Here is a 16645-nt window from a genome sequence, read left to right as displayed (position 1 = left end):
GCTGATCTGGCGGGTCCGCCGATGGGTGATCCGTTGGAGGTTCCGCTGCCGGGTCAGGTGCTGGCCGATGGCACGGACCGGTGGGTGTGGGGGACGGGGAGCGGGCTGGAGGTGGTTCTCGCTCCGGGGGACGGGAATCAGGGGCCGCGGCTCCAGTTGGTGGAGGGGGACTGGCTGGTCGGTTTCCGTCCGGGGCCGTCGACCGCTGAGCTGGGCCGGCTGGCCGAGTTGGTGACGGGTGACCGGGGGCGTGCCCCGGATGTGCAGAGGTGGGTGCGGGCGATCCGGCTGGTCTACGGACCGCTGCTGGAGAACGACAGCGCCGCGTTCGAGGGTCTCTTGCGTGGTTTCTGGGCGCTGGAGCGGGTGCGGGTGGCCAATGGGGCCCAGTCCCCGCTGACGTGGGGTGACCTGCGGTCCGGGATCAGTTCGTACTTCGCCGCCCAGGGGCAGGGGGAGCCGCCGCTTCCGGTGGCCCTGCAATTCCTGATGGTGTCGGTGGCGGGCTCGGCGGGCATCGATCTGGAACTCTCCGGGCTTTCGATCACACCACGTCATCAGAGCACGCGGGCCTGGGGCCCGGCACCCATCGCGGAGGCGTTCGGCGACGGGACCGCGCAGGACGCGGAGATGGCTCTCTTCGCGCCGCCGTCAGGGACGGCAACGCCGGCTCCAGCCGTGAACGCTCCCGCGCCGCCTCCCGCTGTGTCGGGGAGCTTCACCGGTCCTGGTGACGCCATGTTGTCGGCGCGGACGGTGATCGCGGACGACTCCGGTGGTGCGAGGGGCCGTAACTGGACGCGGAAGACCGTGAGTCGGGTGTTGCCGGAGGTGCGGGTCATCGAGACCCGGCCGGGTGTGGACGCGGTACTGACCAGGAGCGGTCCGGCGCCGTGGCCGGACGGCGCGTATGTGGTGGTGGCGGAGGGCGAGAACGGCCGGCTGCGTCTGCCGGACGGCCGGGTGCTGGACGCCGAGGCGGTGGCTGACGCGCTGGCGGCCGACCCGGAGTTGGCGAAGCTGGCGAAGGACGTGCCGGTGGTGCTGGCTGTTCCGTTCGCGGGGAACCAGTATCAGGAGATGCTGCGGACGGTGGCCGACCGGCTGGACCGGACGGTGTGGGGCCCCAGCGGTGACGGGCGGCTGATCGCCGACGCGTCCGGGGACGCGCATGTCCTGGTGCTGGTCGACCGTGACGCGGACACCCCGGTGGGTGAGTGGCTGCCGGTCCCCCCGTCGCGGGACACGACGTATGTGGATCGTGAGTGGACGGCGCTGGACGGGACGAAGTTCCGGGACAGCGACGTGTATACGCGGCCGTTGATCGATGAGAACCGTGGCCGGTACGGCCGGATGGCGGTTCCGCAGCAGGACAAGGCGCGGATGCGGGAGGAGAGGTTCAAGACCTTCCGGCAGATGCGCCGGCTGGTCCACCGGACGCCTCCGGAGCACGGTTATCAGGACACCGGTTCGGAGACCGTTTCCATGCCGGCGGCGGTGTATCTCTACGCCGGTCACGGGCACCCGGGCCAGTTGAGGATTCCTTTGCGGGATGGCCGTACGGTGTCCCTGGGCAAGCGGGAGGCCGCCGAGTACATCGCGGGGCTGCGTGAGGTGCGGGAGCTGCCGCCGGGGCATCGGATGCATCTGGAGGTCTGCTGGGGTGCGACGGACGGTGACGGGCGGCAGAACTATCCCGCCTATGGTCCTTCGCCCTATATCGATGATCCGCTGGATGATGTTTCGTTGGTTCAGCATGTCGCGAACCTGAGCCGGATGGTGACGGACGGCAGCACCAGGCAGACCGGGATGGACAACACTCAGCGGGTGTCTCTCGAATCGGCGAGCGGTGAGCGGGGTCGTCGGGTCACCGCTCATCCGGAGCCGCTGGACCACCATTTGGACCGGCTGGCGCAGATGGCCGGGTTGGGCACGGTCGCCGGGGCGGACACGCGTGCGACGACGCTGCGGCTGGTGCGGGCGTTGCGGTCGGTGTTCGGCAATGAGATCGAGAACGACCGTGGTGTGGTGGGTGGCCGTTACGAGCGGGTGCTGAAGGGCATCGGCGCGTTGGAGCGGATGCGGGCGAACGACGAGTCGATCAGCCAGTTCACCCCGTTCCGGCTCGACATGTGGGCCTTCTTCGTCCGCGAACACACCGGCAGTGCCCCGGACTTGGCCGGGTATCTCGCGTTGCTGGACTTCGCCTCGGCCCAGGTGGCTGCCGATCCCGAAGCGAAGCTCACAGAAGCCGTACCGGCGCCGGTTCTCGGGGTCACCCTGAAGCAGTTGGCCGAGAAGGGCGAGCAGGTGATCCGGCATGTGCAGTCGGTGCCGGCGCCCGCGACGTTCACCCCCCGGCATGTGGCGTCCACTCTCTGGGCCACCGCCCGTGCCGCTCAGATCTTCCGCTCGCTGACGCCCCCGGAACGCGAGGCGATGGGCCGCAAGGTCCTGCATCTGGACACCGCCCCGTGGGACCGGTCACAGCAGGAGGCGTTGTGGGCGGTGACGGCCAAGGCGATCGCGGAGGGCAGGGACGCCTCCGACCTCGATCTGCTGGCCGCGTACCACCTCAAGGAGACCGGCGCCTTCGGTCCGGCGGCGCTGCTGCGGCAGGGGCCGAATGTCCAGGGTGTGAACTGGTCCGGGACGAAGGCGCCCGCCGGGGTCAACTGGGCCGACCTGCGGCATATGACGTATGGGCCCGCCGGGACCGCTCTGCGGACGGTTCAGCCGGAGTGGGCCGGTCCCGGCAAGCCCATGCCCATACTGAACGTGGTCGAGGTCGACCAGGCCGGAAACATCCTGCTCCACCTGCCCGGCCGCACCCGGCCCGTATCCGTCTCCGAGAACGAGTTCCTGGCGCTGATGGGTCTGGCCCCCGCGCTGAGCACGGTGGGCCTGAGCACGCCGGTGCTGTTCCTGACCACGGGTCTGGGGGCGCTGACGCCGCAGATGGGCCAGCGGTTCTCCCAGCTGACCGGGCGGCCTGGCTACAGCTACAGCGCGCCGATGATGCTGACCAGCGCCGACCCGGCCACCCCGCTCGGCATTCTCGCCCTCGGCGACCCGGTCACCAAGGCCCCGGGCCAGTGGACCGCCGCCACCCGGCAGCTCACCGCCGCCGCCGCCGCTGGAACCACCACGGCCGACGGCGACCTGATCGTCTTCAGTCCCACGGTCTTCGCCACGCCGGCGACGGACCCGTTCCTGGACCCGAACACCGTGGTGCGCGACAGCTCCGGCGCGGTGCGCGGGCGCGACCTGACCGGGGCGTGGGTCGACCGGGTGCGCATCGACCGGGTGCGGGTGATCCTGGGCGGGCTGGGCAAGCCGGAGGTGCCGGAGCCGGACACGGCCGCGCCGTGGGGCGACGCGTACGTGGTCGGGGCCCGGCTGGCCCCGGAGTCCTACGCGGAGTTCGCGGAGAGGCTGGCGAACGATCCGGAGCTGGCGAAGATGCCGCGCGACGTGCCGGTGGTGCTGGCGGTTCCGTACGCGGGGTCGCAGTACCTGGACCTGATGCGCGTGGTCGCCACCCGGCTGGGGCGGCGGGTGTGGGCGCCCAGCGGTGACGGGCGCCTGCGGTACGACGCCGCCCTGAACGCTCACGTGCCGACGATGGTGGTCCGGGACACCGAGGGGTGGCACGGCGACTGGGTGCCGTTCGACCCGCCCACGGTGTCGGCGCCGTTCGTGGACCGCGAGTGGACGTCGATCGACGGCCGGAAGTTCCGCGACAGCGAGGTGGCCACTCAGCCGCTGGTCCACAACCGCGGCGAGCGGTTCGGCCGCATGTCGATGAACGACGACCTGGCGAGGCGCGAGGAACTGCTGCGGGGCTTCTTCGACAAGCGGCAGCTGATCCACTACGTGGCCACCGGCGAGGGCGACAAGCATGTCAGCTCCGAGCCGGTCACCCCGGACCGCGCGGTCTACAACTACTACGCCCACGGGATTCCGGGCGCACTGGCCCTCGTCCTCCGGGACGGCGAGACGGTGTTGCTGAGCGCGGCCGACGGCGGCCTGTACATCGGTGGCCTGCGCGAGGTCAGCGAGCTGCCCGCCGGGTACCGGATGGGGCTGGAGATCTGCTACGCCCTGTCGGCCGGTGACCCCTCGGCCGTTCAGGAGGAGGGCCGCCCGGTACCGCAGGTGGACGACTCCCTGGAGGAGCTGTCGCTCGCGCAGCACACGGCCAACGCCGGCCGCATCGAGCTTGAGGCGAAGACCTCGATCAACGGGATGAACGACGGCTTCTTCATTGTCGAGGACACTCCGGGAGGCGCGATCGGTCGCGTGGACCGCGTCCGTCCCGAGCCGTTGGACAGTGAGCTGGACGTCCTGGCGCGGGACGCGGGGCTGCACAGCGGTCCGGGCGCCGTGTCGCCGGAGACCCGTGCGGTCTCGCTGCGGCTGGTGCGTGCGCTGCGGGAGGTGTTCGGCCACGCCGTCGAGAACGACCGAGGGGTGCCGGGCGGCCGGTACGAGACGCTGCTGAAGGGAATCGGCGCGCTGGAGACCCTGCGCGCCAACGACTCGGACCTGCGGGCGATCACACCTTTCCGGATGCACCTGTGGACGTTCCTCGCGGCGCGCGTCGGCGGGCCCGCCCCGGATCGGACCGCCTACGAGCGCGTCCTGGCGGCGGCCCGTGACCAGGTGGCTCTGCGGCCGGACGCGCGGCTCGGCGAGATGCTCCAGAACACCGCCCTGACGTACGCCGTCGACGAGTTCAAGGGCGCCGGCGGACTGGGCCTCGTCCAGGACGCGCTGGGCCTGTCCGATTCCGCGCCGGTCGGTCCGAAGGACATCGCGCGGGCTTTCTGGGCGATGGTGGCCGCGGCCGACCAGGTCCTGTTCCGGATGTCGCCGCTGGACCAGGAGAGCGTGGGGCGCGGCGTCTTCCACATGGCGGACACGGACCCGTGGGGCGACGACCGGATCGCTGAGCTGGCGCTCCTGATGACGCGGGCCCGCGTGCGAGGTCTCGACATCACCGACCGGCACGCGCTGGCCGCGCAGCACCTCGTCGAACTGGGAGCCTTCGATCAGGTCCTCACCGACGGCACGGACGCGACCGGCTACAACTGGAGCGGGCGCCCGGCTCCGAACGGTGTGGACGTGGACCAGTCGTACGCGCGGCTGAAGGACGGCGACGGCACCCGTACCGTCTCCCACCCCGCTGAGTGGAAGCCCAAGGGGACGTCGGCGAAGTCCAGGGTGGTCTGGACCGGGACCGACCAGGGCACCGTGGTGATACACCTGCCCGGCCGCTCCCCCATGCGCGTACCCGACGAGGAGTTGTGGGCGCTGCTGGACCTCGCCCCGCTGCTGACCGAGGTGAGCATCGGCATCCCCGTCCTCTTCCCGATGCCCGGGTTCGCGGCCGGAGCGGTGAAGCGGTTGCAGGCGTTCTCCGACCGCACCGGCCGGAGCAGCTGGGGCTACACCGGACCGCTCGATCTGATCGAGGACGACCCGTCGGGCCCGCTGCGCGTCACCGCCATCCGTGAGAAGAAGCTGGGGCAGTGGAAGAAGACCGTCTGGAGGGCCCGGCCGGTCCTGCCCTCCACCTCGTCCCCCTCCGGGTCCGTCACGGCGGCCCTGTCCGGCCTGACCATCGGCTCCGGCACGACCGCTGATTCCGCCGCGATCAGCGACGCCGCCGCGATCGGCGACTCCGGCACCACCACCGACGCCGACGCCATCGTCGACGCCGTCGCGCAAGCGCCCTGGGCGGTGTCTTCGTGGCGGCGGACCGGGGCCCCCGACACGGCGCGGTTCACGGGCCTCTACCGGGAGCGCGAGTGGCGGCAGGCCGGCGTCGACTGGGAGGACGCCCTCGCCGAGGCGCTGAGCGGTGCCCCCGAACTCGCCGAAGCGGTGGGGGACGTGGTGCGTGGGGTGTACGGGCAGCTCGCCGAGCGCCACGGCGAAGAGGCCGCGGCGCGCGCCTTCTTCGCCCCGGACGAGATGCCGGCGGACCCCACGGCCGAGCTGGAACAGCTCCTCGACGCGCCCCCGGGCCCGGAGGCGCTGGACGGGCTGATGCGGGTCCTCCTGCGCGCCGCGTACGCCGGTCGGGGGCTGCCCCGCGAGGCCGAGGAGGCACTCTCCGGGGACAGCGGCGGATTCGGCCGGTTCACGGCGGACAGCGCCTACCGCGCCGTCTACGACAGCCGTGGCCTGCGCCGGGTGGGCGGCGTGCGCGGTCCCGCGCTGCGCCTGCTGCGGATGGCCGCCGCGCTCGACCCGTCGCCCGCTCTGCTGCCGGCGTTCCGTACCGCCCTCGTCGCCTGGATGATCCCGGGGGACCTCCAGTCGCTGCACGAGGTCCTGCGCGCCTCCCACCTGATCGGCATGGGCACCGCGCAGGAGCGCGCCGTCTCCGCCCGTGACGGCGCCTCGCTGCACACCTGGGCGGTGGGCCACTACATGGAGAGCGGGCTGATCCCGCCCGACACCGACGCCGACACACTCGCCGCCCTGGCCCCGCCGCACCAGGCCATCTACCAGGAGCGCATGACGTTCCCGTTCGAGGTCACCGGGACGATGGACGTGCCCGACGCCCTTGTCGCGATGGCCGACGCCGCGCTCGACGGCGAACTCCCGGCCCGGCCCACCGGCCGGCTCCTCGTCATGTCCGCGTGGCTGGACCGGTACGGCGAGCGTGGCGTCGAGGCGCTCAGGCGGCTCACCCCGGCCCATATGACGGCCCTGTACCTCTACAGCTCGTACGACTACCGGCTGATGAAGGCGCTGCTCGTCGGCGAGCGGCTCGGCGAGGCCGTCAGCCGTCACCTGGTGCGCTTCCACGTCTGGCAGTACATCCTCGACTCGGCGCGCGAGGAGGAGCTGGACATGCCGCCGCTCACCCTGGTCAGCCGGCCCGAATTCAACGACCTGTACGAAGCGCTGTCCGAGCTGCCCGATCTCGACGCGCCGAGCCCGGAGCTGGCCCGGCTGCGGCACCTCGTCGGGGAGATGGCCGACCGGCTCCACGGCGAGCTGAGGCTGCACATCGACATGGCCATCGAGGCGCTGGAGATCCTGCCGCCCGTCGGGCGGACCTCCTGGTGGGGCGAGCGGGGGGCGCCCGGGCCCGTGGACGCGCCGGACACGGCCGGCCCGATGTACGGCGACACGACGATCGATGTGGCGTTCTTCCGCAGCACGTCACTCCTGATGGCCGAGGCGACCGAGTTCGCCCTCGGCGACAAGCCGGTTCCCACGGACTCGCACCGCAAGCTGATCGAGATCAGGGACTCGACGGCGCGCGACGGCGTCCCCTTCTTCAAGCATCTGGCGGAGGGGGAGGCGCTGTACCCGCCGGGCATGAGCTTCAACGTCCTCAGCCGGCGGCTCGTCCACACCGAGAAGCGGCCTCCGATGCTGAACGAGGTGGTCGAAGAGGCGACCCCGATGCCGGACAACCTCACCGCGACGCCGGGGACCGACGCGCTGCCCTACGCCCCCGCCGTGTTCGAGGACGCGGCCGACGACCTGTTCGGTCTCGATCCCGTCGACGCGGCGGCGCCTTCGGACATACCCGTGCCCGGCGGCTACCGGCGCACCGGACCGTACGCCGCCGAGTTCGACGGCACCGTGTTCGCGCTCCACGAGTCGCCGGGAGAGGGCGACCGGAGCGTCGACACCCTGCTGTTCGCCCTCCGGTACGCGGCGGCCGACGCCCTCCGGAACGCGGGCGTCGAGACCGACGCCGACTTCCGCGACCTGCTGGAGCGCGGCATCACCGACGACGACGTGTCCGGGGAGACGGTGCCGCCGCTCGACGGGGGCCGGAACCTGCCGCTGAGCCTCATCGACAGGATCGGGGTGTCCCTCCCGATCGACCAGCGCACCGAGGCGATGCTGCTCGGAGACCGGTTCCCGGTCTCCCGGCTCTCCCTGGACCCGGTTCAGCGTCTCCGGGTGCTGGTGACCGACCCCTCCTACGGGGGCGAGGGCGCGAACCCGCCGATGGGGCCGCTCGTGGCGGCGGCGGCTCGCGGACTCGGGGCGGCGGTCGCGGTGGTGGACCCGGACGGCGGGGTGACGTTCCACGGTGAGCGCGCCGCGGACACCCCGCCCGCCCTCCTGGTCCTGGACGGGGACCGCCACCTCGCCGGGCTTCCGGACGGGCCGGGCGACACCACCACCGTGAGCGAGGCACGGCTGCGCCGGGTGGCGGACGCCCTGTCCACCGTGCCGATGTCCGTACAGCACGGGCTGACGGACCGGCAGGCACCGGATCGGGTCCGCGCCCGCATCCGTTACATGGAGGAGGCGGAGCGTTTCGAACAGCGGCTGGGCCGGTATCTCGGCGGTCACGAAGCGGCGAACGCCCAGCTCGGCGAGATGGTGCGCGAGCTGTGGAAGCGGGCCGAGGCGGTGGGCCGCGCCGCCGAACTGGGCTCGGACGACCCCACCGTCGACGGAGCGGTGGGCACCGGCCGGGAGCGGCTCGAAGCGGTGGTGGAGTCGGGCAATCTGCGGGAGCGGATGGGCATGCTGTGGATCGGTGCCCAGTCGCCGGACGGGCACGGCGGGCTGATCTCGGATCTGCTCGGCAGCCCCGACCCGAACCCGGATGTGATCACCGCCGAGTACCGGGCGTCGAGGCCCCCGTCCGACGCCATGACGGCCTACCGGGAGCTGAGCGGGCGGCCGGACAGCACTCCCGGCGCACAGGCGCTGATCGCCGAGGCCGAGCGGACGCTGCGGGCGCCGGTCCGCCCCGAGGACCTGTCACCGCCGCTGAGCGAGGCCGAGCGGGCCCTGATGCCGGACGGGGAACTCCGGTGGATTCCGGGCATGAACCGCTTCGACATCGCGATGAGCACCCGTCCGCAGGCCGAGGCCGAGCGGAACGGCGGCCTGGTCCTGGCGGGCACCTCCGGTTCGGCCCACCGGCTGATGGCGCAGGCCGTGAAGATGCGGGACGTATGGGGCCTGAACGTCGACCCGGGCCTGGTGCGCCTCGCGGTGCTGGCCGAGATGCTCCAGGCGGGACACCACTCCCTGGACGAGATCATGCGGGGCAGCCAGCTCGTCCTCGACTCTCTGCGGGAGAGCGGCGCCGCCGAACCGGCCGACCTCGACTACATCGGGAACTGGGGCCGTTACCGGCGGATCGCCCCGCTGACCGAGGCGGAGCTGCGGGAACACGTGGCCGTCGACGGCCGGTTCCCCGATGAACACGCCCTGGAGGCGGCGGGCCGGCCGGCCGGCCCGGAGCGGGACGAACCGGGTGACCCGGGCGACCCGGCGGTGGCCGCGTGGCTGGCGGCTCACCAGGACGCCCTGGACGACGTCCTGGACGTCCTGGCGGCGCTGGGCCCCGATGCGCTGCCCGGTGATGTCCTGCCGGGTGCTGTCCAGCCCGGTGATGTCCTGCCCGGTCCGGACGGCGGTGTCATGACCGCCGATCGGCTGGAGCGCCTGATCGACGCCTGGTTCCGCGCGCGGGGCCTGGACCCCTCCGGCTCCCTGACCGACCGACTCCGCCGCATACTGGACGACCGCGCATGACCTCGCACGCCCCCCGCCCCGCACCACGATGGAGTTGCCGCCCATGACCAGCTCATCCGGTACCCCGGACGACGAGCCCGAGAACACCGCCGAGGCGGGTACCGCGAGCGGGCCCGCGGGCGAGGGACCGGGCCCTGCCGCGACCCAGGGCGGCCCCTCCGCCGTGCTGAAGGGGCAGCCGGGCTTCCGGGAGCCGCCCGAGGACTACGTCAGGGCGGCCAAGGCGGCCCCCGACCACTGGCTGTCCGTGATCGACCGGCACTGGAACGGCGACGAGGGCGAGCCCGCGCCCCTCTGGGCGAGCCTCGGACGCTGGCGCAGCGACAAGGACGGGGAGATCGTCGAGTGGGAGGAGAACACCGCGTACCGGCCCTCACCCGACGCGCACGGCTGGGCCCCGCCGGTCAGCCCCGTGGACGCCGCCGTACAGCTGGTCGCCACCGGATACGCCTCGGAGGAGCTGTTCGCCCTGATGCTCGCCGACGCCGAGGTGGCCGTGTGCGTCGATGAGAACGGCGGCCTGGCGGTGACCGTGGCGGAGGACGGTACGGACGCCGTACCCGTCTTCTCGGCGGCACCGGAGCTGGAGGAGGACAAACTGCCCCCGCACGAGGTGATGTTCGTACCCGATCTCCTGGACCGGTTGCCGGAGGGGAAAGAGGTGCTGTTCCTCAGCTCGTCCGCCCCGGTGGGGCAGCTCGTCACGGCGAGCGCGCTGCGGGCCGGCAAGGCCGAACTGGAGTGGTACGAGGCGGAGGGGGCCGCCGACGAGTGGCCGCCCGGTCCCGTACCCGCCGAGGAACCGCCCGGCGGCGGCACGGATCTGCCGGACTCCGGATCGGCCGGAAGGCCGGAGCGGCCCGGTCCCGGAGCGGCTGAGGAGAGCTGACGGGGAGCTGAGGAGAGCTGACGGGGATACGTCCGTGGCCCCGAGGACACCTTCGGAGCCGGGGCGGACCGTACGATGGCGAGCCCGCGCCGCCGACGAACTCGGAGCTGGGCGGGTACGGTTGACCTTTGAACGGTATTCTCGGGCGTATGCGCAGGTGGCACCCCCTGTCCGCAGTGGGCGCCGGTCCCGCCGCGCGGTCGGCGATTCCGCTCACCGCCGCGTGGTGGAACGCCGAGGCGGCGCACGGCGTCTTCCTCGGGACAACGGCGTCTCGTCCGGCGTGGAACCGGGCGCCGGAGAGACGCTGGACTTGGCCGGGAACAACGTCGTCCCCGGGGCCGGACCACGGTCCGGTCCTGTCATGGCACTTCATGTCACGGGACGTTCACGTTTCGCCTCCCGGCATGTCACGGAAGGGAACCCCGACTTAGAGGTCTGCGCCAGCAGACTGTTAACTGATGAGGGTGAGTTCGAAAGGACGGACAGTGTCTTCTGTTTCTGGAGTGCCGGCCGTTGACTGAGTACGGCGACACGCCCCTCTCCGAGATGCCCCCTCCGCCCGAACCCGAGCCCTTTCCCGCCGACGAGGGCGCCGGGGCGATCCCGGCGTACGAACGTTCCGTCGCCACCGAATCCGCCGCCGTCGCCGAATCGGCCGCCGCCTCGGAATCCATCGCCTCCGATGCCTCTGACACCGACGCCTCCGCCGCCGGGCCGGTGGCCGTGGACGACGAAGCGGCAGGCCCGGCCGAGCCGTTGCCCGAACCGCCTCCGGAAGTGATCGAGGCGGCCCGTGGCCTGCCCGACCAGTGGCTGAGCGTGCCCGATCCCGCCTGGTCGGGTAAGGGCGCGCCGCCGGACTGGGCGGTTCCCGGCCGCTGGCGTACGGACTCCACGGGCACGATCGTGGCGTGGGAGGACAACGCGGAGTACCGCCCCTCCCCGGAGGCGCGCGGCTGGCCCAGGGCCACCGACCCGGTCGAGTCCGCCATCCAGCGCGCCGTGACGGGCTACGGCCCTCCCGGCGAGGTCCTCCGTACGCTGGCCGCGGCGAAGGCGGCGGTCCTCCTCGGCCCGGACGGCGAACCGCTGGCCGTGCGGTCGGCGGACGGCGAGCCCGTGATTCCCGTCTTCACCGCCCCCGCCTACTACCGCGTCGTCGGGACGTTCGCGGCCCGGGTGGTCCCGGTGGCCGACGTGGTCGAGGGGCTGCCCGAGGGCCACTCCCTCTACGTCAACCCGACAGGACCGGCGGGGATGATCATGGAGACCGAGGCGCTGGCCGAGGAGATCGCCGCCCAGGAGCGCGGCGAGGGCCGGCCGGTGAGCGTGGACGAGTCGGGCGAGGCGCGGGCGCCGCGCATTCACGCGGTACGGGTGGGAGCCCCGGCGGCAGCTCCCCGGGGCGCGGACATGGCAACGACCGAAGCGACGGACGGCACCGAGGGGGCCGGGACGACCGACCGCGCCGACGCCTCCCGCATACCCGACGCCTCCCGCATACCCGACGGGCCCGGCATACCCGACGCCACGGACGCCGCCGAAGCGGCCGAGGTGTCCGAGGCGGCCGAGGTGTCCGAGGCCCCGGTCGGCGGGGGGACGCGGGCGTGACGCGCTGGGGTGGTCCGTTCGCACGGCGCCGGGACGACCGCTCCACGGCCCGCGTGGAGCGCTCGCGGGACGACGGTGTGCCGTCGCCCCGTGCCCGTGGAGGACGGGCCGACGCGGGGACGCCGGACGCGCCGGAGGGCCTCCTGGTGGAGGACTTCGACGGGCTCCTGCTGCTCCGGACCCCCTCGGACGACACGCTCACCCCCGCCGACGTCGCCGATCTGGCGCGCAGCATGCGCACGGACGACGGGACGGTGACCGTCATCGCGGGCGCCGAGGGGACGGAGGCCGCCGCCTTCTGGCCGAGGCTGAGTGAACTGCTGGACACACTGCGCGACTCGGGCACCGACACCGTACGGCTGGTCATGGCCGGTGCCGGGCACGACATGAAGGACCGGCCCGCCACCGCCCGCAGGATCGCCGACGCCTGGGGATTCGAGGTGAAGGCCCCGGACGGGCCGCCTCTCGTCGTACCGGGCGGTTCGCTCTTCGTCCCCCTCGCGTCCGCCGGCACCGGGGGAGCGGCGGCGGGCGGCTGGTGGCGGTTCGCACCGGGCGAGAAGCCGGAACCGCTCGGTCCGCGCAGCCCGGAGCCGTCCTGGCAGCCCGCGCTGCGCGGTGTGCCGTCGGGTACGACCGGCGGGAGCGTGGTGGAACAGATCCCGGCCGGACTGCTGGTACGGCCCGCCGAGGCCGCTCCGACCCAGCCGGGCGACCTCTACCACGCCGTGCCGGTCGACCCCCGGCGCCCAGCCGTGGTGATCGGTGTGCCCTACGGCGAGGACGTCTCGGCCGAGGAGGTCGCCGAGGTGCTCACCGCCCTGCCGGAGGACGTCAGGGCCGGCGTACGGCTCGCGCCTGGCGGGCGGCGTGACGTGCTGCGGCTGGCCCAGTCGGTGTCCGACCGGCTGGACGCCGAAGTGGAGGTGATGACCGGGCTGCCGCTCATCGCGGCGGGCGGCCCGCTGGGCACGTACTCCGTACGGTCGGTCCTGGCCGCACCGGACGGTACGCCGAATTGGATGCCGTTCGTCGACGCCGTCATGTGCCGGCCGCCGGATGAGGCAGGCCGTGCCAGGCCGCCCCGGCTGCTGCGCTGGACCCCGCCGCTGCCGGGGCCCGTGCGTCCGGAGGAGGGCGTGGTCGGCCTGACCGACCGCTGGCAGGTCACCGTCACCCGGGCGGGCCTGTGGGTCGGCCCGCAGGGCGGCCCCCGGCTGTCCCCCACGTCACGTCAGGTGGACGCGGGCGGCCCGGTGATCGAACTGGGCCTGCCGGGCGAACTCATGGACGCGTCGCTGTGGCCGGCCCTGTCGGGTCTGCTCACCGCACTGATACCGCCCCTGCGCGAGCGCGCGACGCTGCACGTGCACGGCGTGTCCCGGGACGGCGGCCGTGAACTGCGCCGACTGGCCGCCCAGCACGGCTTGCGCACCCTGCGCTACGCCGCCCCGGCCCCGGCCCCGGCGCGCGCCAGGCCGACGGCTCAGGCTCAGGCTCAGGCCCGGCCGGGACAGGCGACGGGGGCGGGAACGGCGGGCACGGGCGCGGCGGGTACGGCGGGTACGGCGGGTACGGCGGGCGCGGGCGCGGCGGGTACGGCGGGCGCGGGGCCGTCTGCGCAGGCGCGGACACCTGTGTCGCCGTCACCCTTGCCGACGACGGGCCGGCCCGGCGGGCCGGCGCCGACACCGATGCCGACGGCCGCGTCGGCGTCGCCGCCTGCGCCTGCGCCCGCGCCTGCTCCTGCGTCGGCTCCTGCGCCTGCGTCGGCCGGGGGTATGCGGCCGGCGGCGGCGCCCGTACGGGGGCCGGGGCGGGCAACGGCGGCGGACGCGGGTCCGGCCGGTGCCGCCGCGCCGGCGGGACGGCCGGGCCCCGGGCCGGGCGCGAGCCCCGCACCGGGTACGGGCCCCGGGCCGGGTCAGGGACCACAGACACAGTCGTCGCAGCCGGGGCTGCCGGTCCAGCGGACCCAGCCGGGGCCGCCGCGCTCGGAACAGGCTTCGCGTCCGGAACAGGCTTCGCGTCCGGAACAAGCTTCGCGCGCGGAACAGGCTTCGCGCCCGGAACACCCGGAGCGGCGGGCGCAGCCACCGCAGCCATTGCGGCAGGGACAGCAGGGACAGCCGGGACAGCCGGGGCGGCCGGGGCAGCAGGTGCGGCCGGGGCAACCGGCGCAGTCAGGCGTGCCGTTGGGACCGGGGCAGCCGGGGCGAACCGCCGGATCGGGCGCCGTCCGTCCGGCGGAGGACGCCGGGCGGGCCGCGCGGGCCGAACGGGCCAGGCAGTTGAGGGAGGCCGTGGCCGCAGGGGCGGCGACGAGCCGGGTCGGAACGGATGGACGGGCCGAACGCGCCCGGCAGTTGAGGGAAGCCATGGCGGCGGGGGCGGTGGCGAGCGCCGGAACAGGGGCCGTCTCCGGGGCACCCGGACGGCCGACCGGCCACGGCGCGGCCGGAGGGCCCGCAGGACCGGCGGCAGTTGAGAAGCCCGCGACATCCACGGCGCCCGGAACCTCCGGGACGACCCAGGGGACCGGCGTGCGGACCGGGGGATTCGACTGGTCGGAAGACTCCGTCCCGATCGGGTCGCTGGGACGCGCCAGAAGGACGGGAGCGGCCGGGGACCCGGCGTACGGCACTACGGCCGGCCCCGCCACCCCGGCCCCGGCCCCGGCCCCGGCAGAGCAGCGTGAGCCCGCCGAGCGCACCGGGACACCGGGACGTGACGACGCGGGGGATGCCGCGCAGGCCGAGCGGCCCGTACCGGGCAAGGAAGCCGAGGCTCGGGACGGACATGGGCGCGGGCTCGGGGACGAGTCGGACCCGGCCGGGTCCGATGCCCCGGCACGGTCCGCCGACCCCGGTCACGCAGGTCATGCAGGTCATGCCGGTGCTCCCGCACGGACCGGTGGCTTCGATGTGACGACCGGTGGCCCCCACGAGCCTGACGATCCCGACGCGGCTGGCGTCCGTATGGGTACCAACAACCCATTCCGGTCAGGTGGTTCGGAGCGATCCGATGGACCTGTCCACAGCGATGGCCCCGTGACGGCAGACGACTCGGCTGCTGTCGGTGGCACCGTGCGGGCCGAGGCGTCCGAGACGATCGAGCCGTCCGAGGAGAGTGCCGGAGCTGCGTCGGCCGACGAGCCGGGGCCGAACGGCGCGCCGCCCCACGCCCCGAGCGCCGTACCGGACGCGGCGGAGACCGAGCAGGACGATCGGCCCGTACCGGCAGCCACATCTGCGCTGTTCGGGCCGTCCCCTTCGGACGGGCCGGGAGAGAACGTACGCGACGCGCGTGACGCCCGTGACGGAGGCGGAGACCAGGCCGACCTCGCCGGGGCGCCCGATCCTCGCGTCGCCGGTCGCGTCGCACCCGATCCCGCGACGAAGGAGGGGAGCCCGGCACCGGCACACGGCTCGGACCCCTCGGCCGAGCGTGCCCGGTCAGAAGGGCCGGCGAGCGACCCCCGGCCGCGTGGGAGCGAGGCGCCCGGCCGGCTCGACGACGTACCCCCGGCGAAGGCGATGCGCGTGGAATCCGGAACACCGGCCGATCCGGCGCCCGCCACACCCCCCAGCTCCCTGGGCGCCCTGGCATCCCGGGACGTTACGGCCGAGCCGCTGCCGGAACCGGACGGTACGGCCCAGGCCCCGGACACGTCGATGAACTCCGGCGCCCCGACGGCCCACGAGCCCTCCGGGGAGCCCGAGGTGCCCGAGATGCCCGAGGTGCCCGAAACCCCCCTGCCCCCCGTCCCGTTGGACCCCGGACACCGCAGTAGCGAAGCGGACCGGACCGCTTTCCGCGCGCTCGCGGACCGGGACTGGGACCGGCACGGCGCGGCCGTCGCGAGGTCTCTCGCCCGGGTGCCCGCGCTGCGCGGCAAGGAACAGGAGGCGGCCCGCGCCGATCTGATCGCGCTGCGGATGTATCTGCACACTCCCGAGGGGCCGTTGAGCCATGGCGCGGTGAGCCGCGCCCTGCGTGAGTACGAGCCCGGCCTGCTGCCGTACGCCGCCTGTGTGGCCTCGGCGTTGAACAGGCTGCCGTCCCACCGGGGCGCCGTACTGCGCGGCATGGGCAGCGACCCCGCCGCCGACGGCTCCGGCGCCCTGCCCCGTCCCGGGACCCTGCTGCGCGACGCGGCCCTGCTGAGCACCGTGCGGCTCGACCCCAGCGCCCCGGCCGGGCTGCCGGGCGGGAGCTACGTCATCTGGTCGGTGGCAGGCCGTCGCGTACGGCAGCTGACCGACCACAGCCGTGGGCCCGAGGAGGTGGTGTTCGCCCCGGGAACCCTCTTCCGGGTGCTGGACGTCCGCCGCGAGGGTCCGTCCGTACAGATTTTCCTGCGTGAACTGACCGGTCCCGCCACGGCGAACGCGCCCGATCCCGAAGCGGATCGAGCCGTACTCGCCCGGCTGGACGATGCCGTGCGCGGGCGCTCGGCGGCACCTGCGAGCACCGGCCACTGGCCGGAGCGCTGCGTCGGTGCCGTGGGCGCCGGGCCGTGACACGACACCCACCCATAGATGAGTAAGGAAATTGCATGGCACGTGAGCATGATCCTTCCAATGACATACCGCCACGGTCCGG

At 73.6% G+C, this 16645-nt stretch carries 4 protein-coding genes; all 4 read left to right on the top strand.

Going from position 1 to position 16645, the window contains the following annotated elements; translation table 11 throughout:
* Window positions 1-21 precede the first annotated feature (21 nt).
* Window positions 22-9537, top strand: a complete 9516-nt coding sequence (locus tag ACFY6S_RS18215; RefSeq protein ID WP_388817770.1) for a lonely Cys domain-containing protein — start codon at window positions 22-24, stop codon at window positions 9535-9537.
* Window positions 9538-9580: 43 nt separating this feature from the next.
* The gene (locus ACFY6S_RS18210) at window positions 9581-10426 is read left to right on the top strand and encodes a type VII secretion system-associated protein (protein WP_388817767.1); all 846 of its coding nucleotides are present in this window, start codon (window positions 9581-9583) and stop codon (window positions 10424-10426) included.
* A 516-nt stretch (window positions 10427-10942) separates the two neighbouring features.
* Window positions 10943-12040, top strand: coding sequence for a type VII secretion system-associated protein (locus tag ACFY6S_RS18205; protein ID WP_388817764.1), 1098 nt, complete (start codon window positions 10943-10945; stop codon window positions 12038-12040).
* Window positions 12037-16563, top strand: coding sequence for a hypothetical protein (locus tag ACFY6S_RS18200; protein ID WP_388817761.1), 4527 nt, complete (start codon window positions 12037-12039; stop codon window positions 16561-16563). Before ACFY6S_RS18205 ends, ACFY6S_RS18200 begins: the two co-directional genes overlap by 4 nt.
* Window positions 16564-16645 lie beyond the last annotated feature (82 nt).

It is taken from the genome of Streptomyces sp. NPDC012835, from assembly GCF_042900885.1.
GTDB lineage: Bacteria > Actinomycetota > Actinomycetes > Streptomycetales > Streptomycetaceae > Streptomyces.
This window is presented reverse-complemented; position numbering and strand designations above follow the sequence as displayed.